This is a genomic window from Streptomyces sp. NPDC050422, from assembly GCF_044458665.1.
In the GTDB taxonomy this organism is placed as follows: Bacteria; Actinomycetota; Actinomycetes; order Streptomycetales; family Streptomycetaceae; genus Streptomyces.
In genome coordinates this window covers 1-16,441 of the sequence record NZ_JBITIE010000016.1, presented here as the reverse complement: position 1 = coordinate 16,441, position 16,441 = coordinate 1, and the positions used below count along the sequence as shown (strand labels likewise).

The 16,441-nt window shown below is 68.4% G+C and carries 15 protein-coding genes and 1 tRNA gene; 8 read left to right on the top strand and 8 right to left on the bottom strand.

Features of this window, described 5'->3' with window-relative positions; genetic code table 11:
* Positions 1 to 19: 19 nt before the first annotated feature.
* Positions 20 to 424, top strand: a complete 405-nt coding sequence (locus ACIBJG_RS24870) for a pyridoxamine 5'-phosphate oxidase family protein (protein ID WP_399310534.1) — start codon at positions 20 to 22, stop codon at positions 422 to 424.
* Positions 425 to 439: 15 nt separating this feature from the next.
* Here the strand turns inward: ACIBJG_RS24870 and ACIBJG_RS24865 are convergent, their stop codons facing one another.
* Together ACIBJG_RS24865 and ACIBJG_RS24860 are read right to left on the bottom strand one after the other, a co-directional pair.
* The gene (locus ACIBJG_RS24865; protein WP_399310532.1) at positions 440 to 1,339 is read right to left on the bottom strand and encodes a hypothetical protein; all 900 of its coding nucleotides are present in this window, start codon (positions 1,337 to 1,339) and stop codon (positions 440 to 442) included.
* A gap of 194 nt (positions 1,340 to 1,533) precedes the next feature.
* On the bottom strand, positions 1,534 to 1,854 hold the full coding sequence (locus ACIBJG_RS24860; RefSeq protein WP_136314816.1) for a (2Fe-2S)-binding protein: 321 nt from the start codon (positions 1,852 to 1,854) through the stop codon (positions 1,534 to 1,536).
* Between the two features lie 488 nt (positions 1,855 to 2,342).
* Between ACIBJG_RS24860 and ACIBJG_RS24855 the strand changes: the two genes are divergently transcribed.
* Positions 2,343 to 3,191 (top strand): helix-turn-helix transcriptional regulator, encoded by an 849-nt coding sequence (locus ACIBJG_RS24855; RefSeq protein WP_399310530.1) that lies wholly within the window; start codon positions 2,343 to 2,345, stop codon positions 3,189 to 3,191.
* 183 nt (positions 3,192 to 3,374) lie between these two features.
* Complete coding sequence (locus tag ACIBJG_RS24850) at positions 3,375 to 4,421, top strand: LuxR C-terminal-related transcriptional regulator (RefSeq protein ID WP_399310528.1); 1,047 nt, start codon at positions 3,375 to 3,377, stop codon at positions 4,419 to 4,421.
* A gap of 30 nt (positions 4,422 to 4,451) precedes the next feature.
* Here the strand turns inward: ACIBJG_RS24850 and ACIBJG_RS24845 are convergent, their stop codons facing one another.
* The 4 genes from ACIBJG_RS24845 to dnaK form a co-directional block, all read right to left on the bottom strand.
* Positions 4,452 to 4,898, bottom strand: a complete 447-nt coding sequence (locus tag ACIBJG_RS24845) for a heat shock protein transcriptional repressor HspR (protein WP_399310526.1) — start codon at positions 4,896 to 4,898, stop codon at positions 4,452 to 4,454.
* A gap of 1 nt (position 4,899) precedes the next feature.
* A complete protein-coding gene (gene dnaJ / locus ACIBJG_RS24840) occupies positions 4,900 to 6,087 on the bottom strand; it encodes a molecular chaperone DnaJ (protein WP_399310524.1) in 1,188 nt (395 codons plus the stop codon).
* 81 nt (positions 6,088 to 6,168) lie between these two features.
* Positions 6,169 to 6,828, bottom strand: a complete 660-nt coding sequence (gene grpE, locus ACIBJG_RS24835) for a nucleotide exchange factor GrpE (RefSeq protein WP_399310522.1) — start codon at positions 6,826 to 6,828, stop codon at positions 6,169 to 6,171.
* The gene (dnaK, locus tag ACIBJG_RS24830) at positions 6,825 to 8,678 is read right to left on the bottom strand and encodes a molecular chaperone DnaK (RefSeq protein ID WP_399310520.1); all 1,854 of its coding nucleotides are present in this window, start codon (positions 8,676 to 8,678) and stop codon (positions 6,825 to 6,827) included. The genes grpE and dnaK overlap by 4 nt, the downstream gene beginning before the upstream one ends.
* A gap of 338 nt (positions 8,679 to 9,016) precedes the next feature.
* On the opposite strand from dnaK, the gene ACIBJG_RS24825 reads away from it, so the two are divergent.
* From ACIBJG_RS24825 to ACIBJG_RS24810, 4 genes are all read left to right on the top strand, one after another.
* Complete coding sequence (locus ACIBJG_RS24825; RefSeq protein WP_399310517.1) at positions 9,017 to 9,715, top strand: sugar transferase; 699 nt, start codon at positions 9,017 to 9,019, stop codon at positions 9,713 to 9,715.
* A gap of 104 nt (positions 9,716 to 9,819) precedes the next feature.
* Complete coding sequence (locus ACIBJG_RS24820) at positions 9,820 to 12,087, top strand: (Fe-S)-binding protein (protein ID WP_399310515.1); 2,268 nt, start codon at positions 9,820 to 9,822, stop codon at positions 12,085 to 12,087.
* A 183-nt stretch (positions 12,088 to 12,270) separates the two neighbouring features.
* The gene (locus ACIBJG_RS24815) at positions 12,271 to 13,437 is read left to right on the top strand and encodes an FG-GAP repeat domain-containing protein (protein WP_399310513.1); all 1,167 of its coding nucleotides are present in this window, start codon (positions 12,271 to 12,273) and stop codon (positions 13,435 to 13,437) included.
* 109 nt (positions 13,438 to 13,546) lie between these two features.
* Positions 13,547 to 14,473: a Yip1 family protein gene (locus ACIBJG_RS24810; protein WP_399310511.1), complete on the top strand. Its 927-nt coding sequence runs from the start codon at positions 13,547 to 13,549 to the stop codon at positions 14,471 to 14,473.
* A 109-nt stretch (positions 14,474 to 14,582) separates the two neighbouring features.
* Here ACIBJG_RS24810 and ACIBJG_RS24805 read toward each other — a convergent pair whose 3' ends face one another.
* Positions 14,583 to 15,083 (bottom strand): phosphoribosyltransferase, encoded by a 501-nt coding sequence (locus ACIBJG_RS24805; protein WP_399310510.1) that lies wholly within the window; start codon positions 15,081 to 15,083, stop codon positions 14,583 to 14,585.
* Between the two features lie 6 nt (positions 15,084 to 15,089).
* Positions 15,090 to 15,665: a dCTP deaminase gene (gene dcd / locus ACIBJG_RS24800; protein WP_399310508.1), complete on the bottom strand. Its 576-nt coding sequence runs from the start codon at positions 15,663 to 15,665 to the stop codon at positions 15,090 to 15,092.
* Positions 15,666 to 16,156: 491 nt separating this feature from the next.
* Between dcd and ACIBJG_RS24795 the strand changes: the two genes are divergently transcribed.
* Positions 16,157 to 16,230: transfer RNA gene (locus ACIBJG_RS24795), tRNA-Gly, on the top strand.
* Positions 16,231 to 16,441 lie beyond the last annotated feature (211 nt).

Below are 16,441 nucleotides of genomic sequence, written 5' to 3'. Positions count from 1 at the left end.
CGCTGCCTACGCTGGCCCCATGGCAGTCGACGTACGCAACCCCGGCCCGGAGTACCTCGCGTTCTGGCGCGAATCCCACCTGTGCACGCTCACCACACCCCGCCCCGACGGCACCCCGCACGTGGTGCCGGTGTGCGTGACGTACGACCCCGAGGCCGGCCTCGCCCGCATCATCACCAACAGGAACAGCCGCAAGGTCGCCCACATCCTGGCCGCGGGCCCGGACGGCGCCCGCGTCGCGGCCTGTCAGGTGCACCGGCGCCGCTGGGCCACCCTGGAGGGCGTCGCCAGGGTGCGCACGGAGCAGGACAGGGTCGAGACCGCGGTACGCCGCCACATGGAGCGCTACGAGCGCACGCCGTCACCCAACCCGGACCGGGTCGTCATCGAGATCACCCTGGACCGGGCACTCGGCCACGGCTGAGCCCACCGCACACCGTCAGCTGCCGCCCTCCGCCCAGGGCCGGCGGCGCGGCACGGGCGGCGGCGCCATCGGCGTCGGCTCCTGCGCCTGGACCGGGACGGGCGCGGCGACGTCCTCCTCGATCTGCGGGAGACCGTGCGGGAAGGCCGCTCCGGGAGCTGCCGCGCATCCGTCCACGACCGCGCGCACCCCTTCCCGGGCGGCGGCGTGCAACGCCTCCCGCAGGGCGCGCGGCGGCTCGGTCCGCATCATGACCTTCTCCATGTCGGTGCCGTCGAAGCCCCTGACGAAGTCGGAGACGAACCGCCCGACGAGCTCGGTGCCCCGCCGGTCGCGCCACATCACCCAGCCCACGTAGAGCCCGGTGCCGTACGCGAACACCGAGAGGTACGCGACGTAGCTCCCGTCCCGGAGCGCCATCCGGTGGGTCACGCGGGGGTCCTGCCCCCCGGAGCGGATGCGCCGGAACACCGGGACGACCGGCAGCCGGCGCTCCTGCACGACCCGCGCGATCTCGGTGTACGCCGACTCGGCGTGCACTCCCCGGTCGGCCAGCAGGACCCGCCACTCACCGATCGGCTCGGAGACCTTCGACGCCAGGAAGACGGCGACGAAAGCGATCATGGCGATCTGCAGACCGACCCCCATGATCCCGAGACCGCTCCCCGGATCGCCGGCCAGGGCGATGAGCGCGATGAAGCCGAAGAGGAGGAGGACGCCGAACGCCACGCCGGCGGCCCTCAGCCACACCGTCAGAAGAACCTTCCAGTGCACCGCGTCATCGAAGGAGACCTCCACCTCGCGGTGGAGCGACGTCTTGTCGAGGTAGGCGCCGTCACCGTCGCCTCCGCGCCGCCCCGGCAGTTCTTCGGCCTCGCGCCCGCCGTGTCCGCCGTGTCTGCTGTGTCCGCTCATGAACGCCCCTGGGAATGGGAGGGCGGAGCATGGAGGCCCGCGCCCCCATCCGCACAGATGCCGATTTCGACACCTTCTGTACCGCTCCGACCGGAATGTCTCCGGGAGAAGCACAACGGCGCCACCGTGTTCAGGTCACGGTGGCGCCGTTGTGTGGGGGAGTGTCTGAGCGACGTGGAACGACGGGGGATCGCTCAGGCACTGCGGGGGGTGGCGGAAATGGCTTCAGGTTCGAACAGCTGGTGGTCACGCTGCGCGAGGTTCACGAAAATCATGTCGTACCGAATGGCGCACCGCACGGGCTGCGGCGCCCCGCGCGGCTTGCGCAGGCACCGGTAGGCGCGCAGCTCCCCGTCGTCCTCACGGGCGACGACGACCGGATCACCGAACAGAGTGACCATCAACGAATCACCACGGTGGGGCAGTGCCGTGACGAGGTCGATGAAATGCCACCCTGAGCGGTAGGCGGTTGCCATCTCACGCCGGAAGGTCCGGTCGTCCGGCGGGGTGGTCATGTCAGACGCCCGCTGAAGTCGACGTGAAACCCCAGGTGATGTCACCCTTTGCGTCCTCCGGCCCTACGCCGCCCCACGTGATGTCACCGACAGGGGCAGCTGCGACATGACTCGATGCCGTGTCGGGCGCGACTTCCCAAGTAATGTCAGTGGCACCCAGCACGCCGTAGGCCAAGGCCCCCGCAAACGCAGTGGCAAGCACCGAGCGAAGCATTCGCTTATACATTTCGGCTTCGTCCTCACTTGATGGGTCATCTCCCCCGCACGTAAGACGATGTCTCACCCAGGGACCCGAACACCACCGGGTCGATGCATCATGTTCCTGCTGGTTCAAGAACATGGGGGGTGGAGATATGGCCACAAGTAGACCGAATACGGGACATCCTCATGGGATCACCGACCTTTGCGAAGCAGGGCAGCGCCTTTACGCAAGTGCGCTGCGCTCCGGACGCATACCTCGTTCAGACGTGGCGCCCGCACCCTGTCTGATGGACTTCGCCCTACTGCACCCGGACCCCGACGACCCCGAGTGGCTCCGCCCCGTACCTCCGTCGGCCGCACTCGCGCAGCGCCTTCACCCCATCGAGCGAGAGATCCAGGACCGACGCCGACGCTCCCTCGAACTGGCCGAATCCTTCGAACCGTTCATGGACATCAGCGCCCAGGACGCACCGACCACGCACGCCATCACCGTGCTGGAAGGCAATGCCAGAATCAATGCCGCCATCGATGTCGCGACGGCCGAATGCACCAGCGAAGTCCTCACCATCCAGCCGGGTGGCGGTCGCAGCGAGCTCATCCTCAGCAAGGGCGTCGAACGCGGCCAGGCCGTGATCGACCGCGGCGTCAGCATCCGCACGCTCTATCAGCACACCGTCCGGCACCATCACGGGACGTACGCCTACGCCGAGCGTCTGGCAGAGGGCAAGGTGGAGATCCGCACCCTCGAAGAACTTGTCGAGCGCATGCTGGTCTTCGACCACACGGTGGCCTTCATCCCCGCCCAGGAAGATGCGGAAGTGGCACTGGAGTTGCGCCATCCCGGGCTGGTCGCGTACCTCATCAGGGTCTTCGAGCAGCTCTGGCAGCGAGCTACCCCCCTCCTCGAAGACGTACGGTACGACCCCACCCCCGAAGGCATAAGCGGTGTCCAGCGCTCCATCGCCCAACTCCTCGTAGAGGGACACGTCGACGACTCGATAGCTCGGCGCCTCGGCATGAACGTGCGTACCTGCCGGACCCATATAGCCAAACTGAACACTGCCCTCGGCAGCAAGAGCCGGACTCAACTCGGATATCTGATCGCCCGGTCAGGAATCCTGGAACAGGATTCCTGACCGGCCGGCACCCGAAGATCCCCACCCCCCGAGCCGGGAGCACAGCCATGCAATGGGGAGAGCATGGCCGTGCCCTGAATCAACCGGGGAAGTTCCCGGCTCCCCCGACAGCCCAACACTCTCCCGGTCGCTATGGTTTCACCACCGTCATCTTGTTGCACTGCAAAGAATGGGGGGGTCCAGATGGGCACGGAAACGGGCATACCAAATCACCCGCACAGCAACTCCGAACTGTGCGAGCCGGCAATCCGCCTCTACTCCGAATCCCTGCGACGCGGGCGCCTCCCACGAGCCGAGATCTCACCGGCTCCCTGCCTCATGGAGATGGCCCTGCTTCACCCGGACCCACGTGATCCGACGATGCTGTGCCCTGCCACGCCTTCAGCCGCGCTCGCCCATCTGCTGCAGCCCATCACACGCAACGTTTACGAGCAGGTACGCCGCAGCGCGGCACTGGTCGACTCGCTGGCACCCCTGGCGGCCATCGCGAGCGAGGACCCCAACCTGTCCATCACCGCGCTGGAAGGCAAGAGGCTGATCGACTCCGCCCTCCAGGAAGCGGCCGCCGTCGCAGATACGGAAGTCCTGACAGCTCAGCCGGGCGGTCACCGATCGCCCGACCAGATCAAGCAGGGTCTGGCCAATGGCCTCTCAGCTGTCAGCAGGGGGGCCCGGCTTCGCCACATATACCAGCACCCAGCGCGCTACAGCGTCCCCGTCAAGGCATATCTGGAGCACATGCCGCCAGGGCAGGTGCAGGTCAGAACCATGGAACAGACCATCGACCGGCTCATCATCTTCGACAACGCCGTAGCGTTCATTCCCGCGACGGCCGACCGCGACGTGGCTCTCCAGATCCGGCATCCGGCGCTGGTCCGCTACCTGGTGCAGGTGTACGAGGTACTGTGGGCCCAGGCCACTCCGATCACCGAGCAACTTCAGACCGCCGCCCCGGGCACTCCCGTCACCGCAGTGCAGCTCAGCATCGCCCGCCTCCTCATTCAGGGACACCACGACGAGGCCGTGGCACGGAAGCTCGGCTTCAGCGTCCGGACCTGCCGCGCCCACATCGCCAAGCTCATGCAGACACTCGACGCCACGAGCCGCACCCACCTCGGCGCCCTCCTCGTCCAGTCCGGAATCGCCGAACCCGTACCGCCGCGCACGGCACAGGGGCCCGTGCCGCCGCACGTGACAGAGGAGCCCGCCACCCCCGGCGTTCCGGGGTGACGGGCTCCTCGTACGGGACAGGGGTCCCGTTCAGTCCTTCGGCCGCTTCGGCCGCCAGACCACCAACGCGCTGGTCTGCTGCACATCCTGGTACGGCACCAGGTCGCGGCGGTACGAGGCATGCACCTGCGCCTCGCGCTGCTGCAACGCCGCCGCCGCTCCGTCCACGGCTGCCGAGAGCTCGGCGACGTGCTGCTGGAGGGCCGCGACCTGGTTCTCCAGCTCGATGATGCGCTTGATGCCGGCCAGGTTGATGCCCTCGTCCTGCGACAGCTGCTGCACGGTGCGCAGCAGCTCGATGTCGCGGGCCGAGTAGCGCCGTCCGCGTCCGGCCGTGCGGTCGGGCGAGACCAGGCCGAGGCGGTCGTACTGGCGCAGTGTCTGGGGATGCAGGCCCGAGAGCTGGGCCGCGATCGAGATCACGTACACCGGGGATTCATCGGTCAGTTGGTACGGATTACGTCTCCGGCCGTCCACCTCAAGCTCCCTTCGCTGCCTGGAACAGCTCCGCCCGCGGGTCCTGGTCCGCGGTCGCCTTTCGGTAGGTCTCCAGGGCGTCCCGGGCCTCGGGGCCCAGGTCGGTGGGGACCGTCACCTCGACGGTGACCAGCAGGTCGCCGCGGGTGCCGTCCTTGCGGACCGCGCCCTTGCCGCGGGCCCGCATGGTGCGCCCGCCCGGCGTACCGGCCGGAAGCTTCAGGGTGACCGGCGGTCCGCCGAGCGTGGGGACCTTCACCTCGCCGCCGAGCGCCGCCTCCGTGAAGGTGACGGGCACGGTGACCGTGAGGTTGTCGCCCTTGCGGCCGAAGACCGGGTGGGCGTCGACGTGGACGACGACATAGAGGTCGCCGGCCGGTCCGCCGCGCTCGCCCGGGGCTCCCTTGCCGCGCAGCCGGATCCGCTGGCCGTCGAGGACGCCCGCCGGAATCCTGACCTGCATGGTGCGCGACGACTTCGCCCGGCCGCTGCCCTTGCAGACCTCGCAGGGGTCCTGGGCGATGAGGCCCCGGCCCTTGCAGTCCACGCAGGGATCGGTGAGCGAGAATCCGCCGCCGCTGCCGCGCGAGACCTGGCCGGTGCCGACGCAGGTCGGGCAGACCCTGGGGGTGCCGTTCTTGTCGCCGGTGCCGGAGCACGCCTTGCAGGGCGCCTGGCTGGACATCCTGAGCGGGACCGTGGCCCCGTCGACCGCCTCGGTGAAGCTGAGCGTCACCTCGGACTCGATGTCCTGGCCGCGGCGCGGCTGCACCCGTGTACCGGTGCCACCGCCCCGGTTGAAGAGGCCGCCGAAGACGTCGCCCAGGCCGCCGCCGCCGCCGAAACCGCCGGCGCCGCCCTGGCCCCCGCCCGGGGTACCTCCGAAGAGGTCCCCCAGGTCGAAGTTGAAGTTGCCCTGGGCCCCGCCGGGTCCGGCGCGGAAGCCACCGTTGCCGAAGAGGGCGCGCGCCTCGTCGTACTCCTTGCGCTTCTTGGTGTCACCGAGGACGTCGTTCGCCTCGGAGATCTCCTTGAAGCGCTCCTCCGCCTTGTTGTCGCCCTTGTTGGCGTCCGGGTGGAACTCGCGGGCGAGCTTCCGGTACGCCTTCTTGATCTCGGCGTCGGTGGCGTCCTTCGGGACGCCGAGAACCTTGTAGTAGTCCTTCTCGACGAAGTCCTTCGTACTCATCGACGTCCCTCCTTCCGGACGACCGGCCGGGTGGCCGGACGGGTGGGTGGGCGGTGTGCTGCCAGGTGGTCGGACGGAATGTCAGACCTCCTCGCCGCCACCGCTCTCCTCGTCGTCACTCTTCTCTTCCTTCGCGGCCCCGGTCGCCCCGGTTGCCGCCCCGGGCTGGGGTTCGGCCACCGCCACCCGCGCGGGGCGGATGGTGCGCTCGCCGATCCGGTACCCGGGCTGCAGGATCGCCACGCAGGTCGTCTCGGTGACGTCCGGCGCGTAACTGTGCATCAGGGCCTCGTGGATCGTCGGGTCGAAGGGCTCGCCCTCCTTGCCGAACTGCTGCAGTCCGAGCTTGGCGACGACCGTCTCCAGCGATTCGGCCACCGACTTGAACCCGCCCAGGAGCTCACCGTGCTCGCGGGCCCGGCCGACATCGTCGAGCACGGGCAGGAGCTCGGACAGGAGACCCGCGACTGCGATCTCCTTGACCGTGACCCGGTCCCGCTCAACGCGGCGGCGGTAGTTCTGGTACTCGGCCTGGAGCCGCTGGAGGTCGCCCGTGCGCTCGGAGAGCGCGGTGCGGACCTGGTCCAGCTGAGCGGTCAGACCTGCTGTCTGGTTCGCGTCCCCGGCCGGGGACGCCGCCTCCTCCGCGGAGGGGGTGGCGTCCTTCGGCTCGGCGTCGTCAGGGGTGGCGCCGGAGGGGACGTCGGGCTTCTCCTCGAAGCCCGGAGTCTCCTCGGTCACGCCGCACCGCCCTTGGAGTCCTTCTCGTCGTCGACGATCTCGGCGTCGACCACATCGTCATCAGCCTTGGCCTGCTCGGCACCCGGCTGCGGGTCGCCCTGCGGGCCGCCCTCGGACTGGGCGTTGGCGTACATCGCCTGGCCCAGCTTCTGGGAGACGGCCGCGACCTTCTCGGTGGCCGTACGGATCTCGGCGGTGTCCTCGCCCTTGAGCTTCTCCTTCAGCTCGGTGAGCGCGGCCTCCACCTCCGTCTTCACGTCACCGGGGACCTTGTCCTCGTTGTCCTTGAGGAACTTCTCCGTCTGGTAGACGAGCTGCTCACCCTGGTTACGGGACTCGGCGGCCTCGCGACGACGGTGGTCCTCGTCCGCGTACTGCTCGGCCTCTTCGCGCATCCGGTTGACCTCGTCCTTCGGCAGCGAAGAGCCACCGGTGACGGTCATCTTCTGCTCCTTGCCGGTGCCGAGGTCCTTGGCAGCGACGTGCATGATGCCGTTGGCGTCGATGTCGAACGCGACCTCGATCTGCGGCACACCGCGCGGGGCCGGCGGCAGACCGGTCAGCTCGAACATCCCGAGCTTCTTGTTGTACGCCGCGATCTCGCGCTCGCCCTGGTAGACCTGGATCTGCACGGACGGCTGGTTGTCCTCGGCCGTCGTGAAGATCTCGGAACGCTTGGTCGGGATCGTGGTGTTGCGCTCGATGAGCTTGGTCATGATCCCTCCCTTGGTCTCGATACCGAGGGACAGCGGCGTGACGTCGAGGAGCAGGACGTCCTTGACCTCACCCTTGAGGACACCGGCCTGGAGCGAGGCACCGATGGCGACGACCTCGTCCGGGTTCACGCTCTTGTTGGCGTCCTGGCCGCCCGTGAGCTCCTTGACGAGCTCGGCGACGGCCGGCATGCGGGTCGAGCCACCGACGAGAACGACGTGGTCGATCTCGGAGAGCTGGATGCCCGCGTCCTTGATGACGTTGTGGAACGGGTTCTTGCAGCGGTCCAGGAGGTCGGCGGTCAGCTGCTGGAACTGCGAGCGCGTGAGCTTCTCGTCCAGGTGCAGCGGGCCCTCGGCCGACGCCGTGATGTACGGCAGGTTGATCGTGGTCTCGGTCGAGGACGAGAGCTCGATCTTCGCCTTCTCCGCGGCCTCGCGGAGACGCTGGAGAGCCATCTTGTCCTTGGACAGGTCCACGCCGTGCCCGTTGGCGAACTGCTTCACCAGGTAGTCGACGACACGCTGGTCCCAGTCGTCACCACCGAGCTGGTTGTCACCGTTGGTGGCCTTCACCTCGACGACGCCGTCGCCGATCTCCAGGAGCGACACGTCGAAGGTGCCGCCACCGAGGTCGAAGACGAGGATCGTCTGGTCGTCCTTGTCGAGCCCGTACGCCAGCGCGGCGGCCGTCGGCTCGTTGACGATACGCAGGACGTTCAGGCCCGCGATCTCGCCGGCCTCCTTCGTGGCCTGACGCTCGGAGTCGTTGAAGTACGCCGGGACGGTGATCACCGCGTCGGTGACCTTCTCGCCCAGGTACGACTCGGCGTCGCGCTTCAGCTTCTGCAGGATGAAGGCGCTCATCTGCTGCGGGTTGAAGGTCTTGCCGTCCAGGTCGATCTTCCAGTCAGTGCCCATGTGGCGCTTGACGGAGCGGATGGTCCTGTCGACGTTCGTCACTGCCTGGCGCTTGGCGACCTCGCCGACCAGAACCTCGCCGTTCTTCGCGAAGGCGACGACGGACGGCGTGGTCCTGGCGCCTTCGGCGTTGGTGATGACGGTGGGCTCGCCGCCTTCGAGAACGCTGACGACGGAGTTAGTCGTGCCCAGGTCGATGCCGACCGCACGTGCCATTTCAATTCCTCCAACTGACTACTTGAGTGGATCTGACTCAAGGATGCATGACACCCGCCCCGGAGTCAACAGACCTGAGTCGAGTCGACTCAACTATCGTGCACACCCCCCTCGCCATCAGGGGAAACGCCACGCCATATGACGGCGGACACACGTCACATACAGGCGATCAGCGGCGTATCCGGCCCGCGTACGGGCGACACCTGCCCACCCCCATGGGTCACACACCCCTCCCCATCATCGCCTCATGGGATCGTTCTGTCACAAAATGCCGTGAGCCGCGCAAAACCGGCACACGATCCGCCGACCCCGTCAGCCGACCCAGGCAGGTGCGCACGATGCAGACGCAGTGGCAAGGGCAGCGTCACGGGCCGCGGCGGCGACCAGGACCCGCAAGGCGCACCTGGCAGCCGCCGCGCTCCCCCCGCCTCCCGGCCGCCCGGAAGGCCCTGCGGGCCTTTGCGCCGGCGACCCTCCCCCGCCCCACCGCGAAGCGCGCCCTGGACCTGGTGCTCGGCTCGGCCCTCCTGCTCCTGGCCGCCCCCCTGCTCGCCGCGGCCGCCCTGACCCTCCTCGCCCAACGCGGCTCGGGGGGCGTACTGACGCAGTCGGCCCGGGTGGGGGCGGGCGGCAGGCCCTTCGTCCTGCGGTCGCTGCGCACCCGCCGACTGCGGCTGCACGTGATCTCCCGGCTCCCCCATGTTGTACGGGGCGAGCTCTCCCTCGTCGGCCCGGTCCCGCTCACCCCGGGCGACGTACGGGGCCGGCCGGCCGGTGCGAGAGACTGGCGGCGGGAACTGAAGCCCGGCCTGACCGGCCTGGCCCAGATCCGCCACCGCTCGGCGATGCCGTGGGACGAGCCGGACCTCCTCGACCAGCACTACGCCGAGCACCACCGGCCGGGCCTGGACCTGGCGATCCTCGCGGAAGCGGTCGGCGCACCCCTGCGCCGCGCGGCCCGGAGCCTCGTCCGGCACGGCAAGGCTGACCTGAGCGACACAGATCACCGCCTGCCCGGCTACAGGACGGCGGAATAAGTGGATAGTGTCAGCACAGACTGATTAAGTTACTGCTTAGTAAGCATCTGAGTAATCAGCGATCATCGCTGGATCCCACCCTCGCAGGCCCGAGGAGCCCCCAAATGCAACTCGCCGCGATCATCGTGTCGCTGGTGCTGACCGTCGTCGGCGTTGCGCTCATCGCCCGAGCGGTCGCGCAGATCTACCGGTTCGTCCGCCTCGGACAGCCGGTACCGGCAGGCAGCCGCACCGACGACCCCAAGCAGCGCACGATCACCCTGGTCAAGGAGTTCCTCGGCCACACCCGGATGAACCGGTGGGGCATCGTGGGCTTCGCGCACTGGTTCGTCGCGATCGGCTTCCTGACGCTGCCGCCGACGCTGCTCCAGGCGTACGGACAGCTCTTCAAGGCCGACTGGGTGCTGCCGATCATCGGCGAGTGGCTGCCGTTCGAGCTCTACATCGAGTTCATCGGCCTGATGACGACGGTCGGCATCCTCGTGCTGATCGCCATCCGGCTGCTGAACCTCCCCTCGCGCGCCGGGCGCAAGTCCCGGTTCGCGGGCTCGAAGGCCTGGCAGGCGTACTTCGTCGAGTACGTCATCCTCGTCATCGGCCTGGCGATCCTGACCCTGCGCGGTCTCGAGGGCGCGATCCACCACGTCGGCGGCTACGAGGCCGCGTACTTCGTCTCGTACCCGCTGGTCCTCGCCTTCAAGGGACTCGCGCTCGGCACGCTGCAGAACCTCATCTACTTCGTCGCCATGATCAAGATCGGCACCTCGCTGATCTGGATGATCACGGTCTCGCTCAACACCAACATGGGTGTCGCCTGGCACCGCTTCCTCGGCTTCCCGAACATCTGGTTCAAGCGGAACGCCGACGGCGAGGTCGCACTCGGCGCGCTCCAGCCGATGACCTCGGGCGGCCAGGAGATCGACTGGGAGGACCCCGCGGAGGACGCCGTCTTCGGTGTCTCCCAGGTCGAGCAGTTCTCCTGGAAGGGCATCCTCGACTTCTCCACGTGTACGGAGTGCGGCCGCTGCCAGTCGCAGTGCCCCGCCTGGAACACGGGCAAGCCGCTCTCCCCGAAGCTCCTGATCATGTCGCTGCGCGACCACGCGCACGCCAAGGCCCCGTACCTGCTGGCCGGCGGCGGCAAGGACATGGAGGGCAACGAGAAGGCCACGGAGGAGCAGCTCAAGGACGTCCCGGCGGCGGCCCTCGCGGAGGCCGAGCGCCCGCTGATCGGCACGGTCGAGGAGAACGGCGTCATCGACCCGGACGTCCTCTGGTCCTGCACCACCTGCGGTGCGTGCGTGGAGCAGTGCCCGGTCGACATCGAGCACATCGACCACATCGTCGACATGCGCCGCTACCAGGTGATGATCGAGTCCGCGTTCCCGTCCGAGGCGGGCACGATGCTCAAGAACCTGGAGAAGAAGGGCAACCCCTGGGGGCTTGCCAAGAAGCAGCGCGTCGAGTGGACCAAGGAGGTCGACTTCGAGGTCCCGATCGTCGGCAAGGACGTCGAGGACCTCTCGGAGATCGACTACCTCTACTGGGTCGGCTGCGCCGGCGCCCTGGAGGACCGCGCCAAGAAGACGACGAAGGCCTTCGCGGAGCTCCTCCACATCGCGGGCGTCAAGTTCGCGATCATGGGCGGCGACGAGAAGTGCACGGGTGACTCGGCCCGCCGTCTGGGCAACGAGCCGCTGTTCCAGCAGCTCGGCCAGGAGAACGTCGCGATGCTGAACATGGCGTTCGGCGAGGACGACGAGGACGACTCGACGAAGAAGGCGAAGTCGGCGAAGAAGATCGTCGCCACCTGCCCGCACTGCTTCAACACCATCGCGAACGAGTACCCGCAGCTCGGCGGCGAGTACGAGGTCATCCACCACACGCAGCTGCTCCAGCACCTCGTCGACGAGGGCAAGCTGATCCCGGTGACCCCGGTCGAGGGCCTGATCACGTACCACGACCCCTGCTACCTGGGCCGGCACAACAAGATCTACACGCCCCCGCGCGAGATCATCGCGAAGGTCCCGGGCCTGCGGAGCGAGGAGATGCACCGCCACAAGGAGCGCGGCTTCTGCTGCGGCGCCGGCGGTGCCCGGATGTGGATGGAGGAGCGGATCGGCAAGCGCATCAACAACGAGCGCGTCGACGAAGCCCTCTCCCTCAACCCGGACATCGTCTCCACCGCGTGCCCGTTCTGCCTCGTCATGCTGACCGACTCGGTCAACGGCAAGAAGAACGACGGCAAGGCCAAGGAGTCCATCCAGGTCGTCGACGTGTCGCAGCTGCTGCTCGACTCCGTGAAGACCCCGTCCGACCCGGCGGGCGAGCCGGAAACGGCGGACGCGCCGGAGCCGGAACCGGTGAAGTAGCCGGTAACCGGAACCGCGCCACCGCGTTGCACAAGCGGCCGGACCTGCCTCGGGGGCAGGACCGGCCGCTTCTGCTTTACGGCTCCGGTGACGCATCATGTGGGGCGGCCGGGGTGGAAGAGACGGCCGGGACGGCCAGGACGTACGAGGTATTCCTGCGGGGATACGCATCGGAGGTATCCCGTGCGGATACGCATCGCAAGGGCGAGAACGACGGCGCGGACCGGACGGACGACCGGCGCGGCGACGACCGCGGCGGCCGGCGGCCTCTGCGTACTCCTGCTGACGGCCTGCGGCGGCTCCCCCGCCTCCTCGGCCCCCAAGAACGGCGACGCCCCTCCCACCGCCCTGGCCGGCCTGGCGGGCGCCGAGCGCCACGCGGTCCCGCACGGCACCGGCAGCCACACCCCGGACGACTTCAACGGCGACGGCCACCGCGACCTCGTCCTGGACGACCTGGTGAAACCGGCGGCCGACAGCCACGACGACGACGCCGGCATCGGCATCGTGTACGGCTCCGCCACCCGCGGCCTCGACCCCTCGGTACGCCAGCTGCTCAGCGCCCGCACGAACGCCGCCAAGATCGGCGACACCCTCCCGTCGGCGTTCGACGCCGAGGCGTCGTGCGACCTGGACCAGGACGGCTTCACCGATCTGATCGTGGCCACCGACCCCCCGTACAACGGCATCGGCCGCCCGCCGGTACCGCTGCAGATCCTCTTCGGTTCCCCGGCGGGCCTCACCGGCAAGGCGGTCACCCTGCGGATCCCGGACCGGGCCCGCTTCGGCGACGCCTGGCCGGACCACCCCGTCTGCGGCGACTTCGACGGCGACGGGAAGCCGGACCTGGCCGTGACAGCGAGCGCGGGCCGGTTCAGCTTCCTGCGGGGCCCGTTCACCCGGGACGGCCGCCCGCGCGCCGCCGGCGGCACCATTCCCGGCGCGGGCCCGGCGCTGTCCGCCCCCGAGCCCCGGACGGACACGAACGACGACGGGTACGACGACCTGGTGTACACGGCCCGCGCCCATGAGCCCGGCACCAGCGGCAAGGGCACGCTGCTGCTCGGCAGCCCGGACGGACCGGGGCGCCCGGGCGGCGCGTACCGCTACGAGGCGCCGTCCGGCGCGCTCCCGGCGGCGCCCCTGCGCAAGACGGCAGGCAGCCCCGCCACGTCCCGTGCAGAAACGACCCTTCTCCAGCGGTACGCGGACTTCGACGGCGACAAGAAGCCGGACACGGTGGTCCGCACACACCGGGGCGAGACGGCGGACCTGATCGCGCTGTACCCGGCGGCCACCCCGGACCGCCCACTGATCACGTTCACCAGCGCTCTGTTCACGGCGGGCTGAGGACAACCCCCCAGGGTTCCCTTAGGGGATGTCACAGGTAGGCGGCAAAGGCGGCCCAGTTCCCCCGCCCCGCCCACCCGACCCGTGCGGACCAGGTACGTTCGATTGCGTGGCTGGATTCAGGATCGGACGCGGCCGGGACAACCGCACCCCGCAGCAAGCGCAACAACGACAGCGGCAGCAGCCGTACGGCAATCAGGCACCACCGCCGTACGGACAGCAGCAATGGCCGCAGACCGGAGGCAACGGCGCCCCGCCCCAAGGCGGCGGCTACAACGGCGGTGGCTACAACGCGGGCGCCTACAACGGCGGCGGGGCCGACGAGCCCGAGTACTTCGCCGACCCGTACCCGCAGCCCCACCACCCCCAGCAGCAGCACCAGGGCGACCCGTACGCGAACAGCCCCGGTCACACGCAGGCCTTCAGCATCAACGAGGACCCGTACGGCGACGGCAACACCTACCGCGCCGGCCAGGCCCCCGCCCAGCCCGCAGGCCCGCGCCTGCACTGGAAGCAGCTGCTGAGCGGCATCGTGACGCGCCCCGGCCCGACGTTCTGGCAGATGCGCGACTACCCCGTCTGGGGCCCGGCGCTCGTCGTCACGTTCCTCTACGGCCTGCTGGCCCTGTTCGGCTTCGACCAGGCCCGCGACGACGCGATCAACGCACCGGTCGGCAACGCCATCCCCTACGTCATCATCACCGGCGTCGGCTTCGTGCTCGGCGGTCTGGTGCTCGGCGCGGTCACCCACACCCTCGCCCGCCAGCTCGGCGGCGACGGCGCGTGGCAGCCGACCGTGGGCCTCTCCATGCTGATCATGTCGATCACGGACGCCCCGCGCCTGATCTTCGCGCTCTTCCTGGGCGGCGAGAACTCCCTGGTCCAGATCCTGGGCTGGCTCACCTGGCTGGCGGCCGCGGCCCTGTTCACCTCGATGGTGAGCAAGTCCCACGACCTGCCGTGGCCGAAGGCGCTGGGCGCGTCGGCGATCCAGCTGCTCGCCCTGGTCTCGATCCTCAAACTGGGCACGATCTAGAAAGAACGAGAACCCCCGCGGCCACCAAAGGGGCCCCGGGGGTTCTGTCGCACTCCGCCTGCCTCCAGGCATCCGTCAGGCGTACGTCAGGGGTCCTCTCGGACACCCCTCAGGCGTCGAGAACCTGCCCACCGCGCCGCACGACCGGCTTCTCCACGCTCCACGGGAAGTTGATCCAACGATCGGTCTTCTTCCACACGTACTCGCACTTCACGAGCGAATGCGACTTCTCGTAGATCACGGCCGAGCGCACCTCGGCGACATGATCGATACAGAAGTCGCGCACCAGCTTCAGCGTCTTCCCGGTATCGGCGACATCGTCGGCGATGAGGACCTTCTTGTCCGAGAAATCAATCACATTCGGCACCGGCGCCAGCATGACGGGCATTTCCAGCGTGGTGCCCACACCCGTATAGAACTCCACGTTCACCAGGTGAATGTTCTTGCAGTCCAGCGCGTACGCCAGCCCACCGGCGACGAAGACCCCGCCGCGCGCGATGCTCAGCACCACATCCGGCTCGTACCCGTCGTCGGCCACGGCCTGCGCCAACTCCCGCACGGCATGTCCGAAGCCGTCGTACGTCAGGTTCTCCCGCACGTCATCGCTCATCGGGCATCACACCTGGGTCCGGTGAAAGTTCATGTACGACCGCGACGCGGTCGGCCCCCGCTGCCCCTGGTACCGCGACCCGTACCGCTCGGAGCCGTACGGGAACTCCGACGGTGAACTCAGCCGGAACAAGCACAGCTGACCGATCTTCATCCCCGGCCACAGCTTGATCGGCAGCGTCGCCAGATTCGACAGCTCCAGGGTCACGTGCCCGGAGAACCCCGGGTCGATGAACCCGGCCGTCGAGTGCGTCACCAGCCCGAGCCGGCCGAGCGAACTCTTGCCCTCCAGCCGCGACGCGAGATCGTCGGGCAGCGAGATGACCTCGTACGTCGAGGCGAGCACGAACTCACCGGGGTGCAGGATGAACGCCTCGTCCCCGTCCGGCTCGACGGTACGGGTCAGATCGGCCTGCTCGACGGCCGGATCGATGTGCGGATAGCGGTGGTTCTCGAACACCCGGAAATAGCGGTCGAGCCTCACATCGATGCTCGACGGCTGCACCATCGACGCATCGAAAGGATCAATACGTACGCGTCCGGCGTCGATCTCGGCCCGGATGTCCTTGTCTGAGAGAAGCACCCACCGAGGATACGCAGAACGCGCGGACCCACCCTCATCGGGCCGCCCGCGCGCCTGTCGCTCGCTCTCCCGCCGCTTCTCTACCGCTCCTCGAACCCCACAGGCACGGCATGTCGCAACCGCGCACAACGAGGACAGCGGATAAGCCGCCCCGGACCGATCCGCCCGGGCCCGAGCTGCTGCATCGGGAACGAGGCGGTAGCGAAAACGTGCCCTTCGGCACAGCGGACGACGGTGCGCTCCAAGGAGTCCATCAAGTCCCTTCCCCATCAAGCCGTGGACGAGAAAGCCACATTAGGGGATGAACCAGACGCCGACGCACGCGGCACTCCGACCACCCACGCTACGCCCCCAACTCCCGCCCGTCACACCCTCATCCACTCCCCACCCGACCGAACCCCCACCACGACCCACGCCCGGGGTCACACCTCGGGGGGTCTGCGATGGGGTACAGTGTGGGACGATGCGTCGCTGGTCAGCCAGTACGTTACGCGGGTGTAGTTTAATGGTAGAACATGAGCTTCCCAAGCTCAGAGCGCGAGTTCGATTCTCGTCACCCGCTCCACGATGAAGGCCTGGGTCAATGACCGGGGCCTTTCTTGTTTTCTAAATCTCTTGTCGGGCACCGTTCCCACCGCGTGCCCAAGTCGCGCCAGTCCACAACCTCCCGGGACAGAACACCTAGTGTCGTGCGCCGGAAATCCTGGCGTTAAGTTGCTACGGTTTCAGGATGTCGTTTTCGGGACGCTCTTCCGTCGAGTTCGTGTTGACCGCTG

Excerpts from the sequence above, each read along its gene's own strand:
- ACIBJG_RS24870 (WP_399310534.1), top strand. The coding sequence starts at position 20 with ATGGCAGTCGACGTACGCAACCCCGGCCCGGAGTACCTCGCGTTCTGG.
- ACIBJG_RS24865 (WP_399310532.1), bottom strand. The coding sequence starts at position 1,339 with ATGAGCGGACACAGCAGACACGGCGGACACGGCGGGCGCGAGGCCGAA.
- ACIBJG_RS24860 (WP_136314816.1), bottom strand. The coding sequence starts at position 1,854 with ATGACCACCCCGCCGGACGACCGGACCTTCCGGCGTGAGATGGCAACC.
- ACIBJG_RS24855 (WP_399310530.1), top strand. The coding sequence starts at position 2,343 with ATGGACTTCGCCCTACTGCACCCGGACCCCGACGACCCCGAGTGGCTC.
- ACIBJG_RS24850 (WP_399310528.1), top strand. The coding sequence starts at position 3,375 with ATGGGCACGGAAACGGGCATACCAAATCACCCGCACAGCAACTCCGAA.
- dnaJ (WP_399310524.1), bottom strand. The coding sequence starts at position 6,087 with ATGAGTACGAAGGACTTCGTCGAGAAGGACTACTACAAGGTTCTCGGC.
- dnaK (WP_399310520.1), bottom strand. The coding sequence starts at position 8,678 with ATGGCACGTGCGGTCGGCATCGACCTGGGCACGACTAACTCCGTCGTC.
- ACIBJG_RS24825 (WP_399310517.1), top strand. The coding sequence starts at position 9,017 with ATGCAGACGCAGTGGCAAGGGCAGCGTCACGGGCCGCGGCGGCGACCA.
- ACIBJG_RS24820 (WP_399310515.1), top strand. The coding sequence starts at position 9,820 with ATGCAACTCGCCGCGATCATCGTGTCGCTGGTGCTGACCGTCGTCGGC.
- ACIBJG_RS24805 (WP_399310510.1), bottom strand. The coding sequence starts at position 15,083 with ATGAGCGATGACGTGCGGGAGAACCTGACGTACGACGGCTTCGGACAT.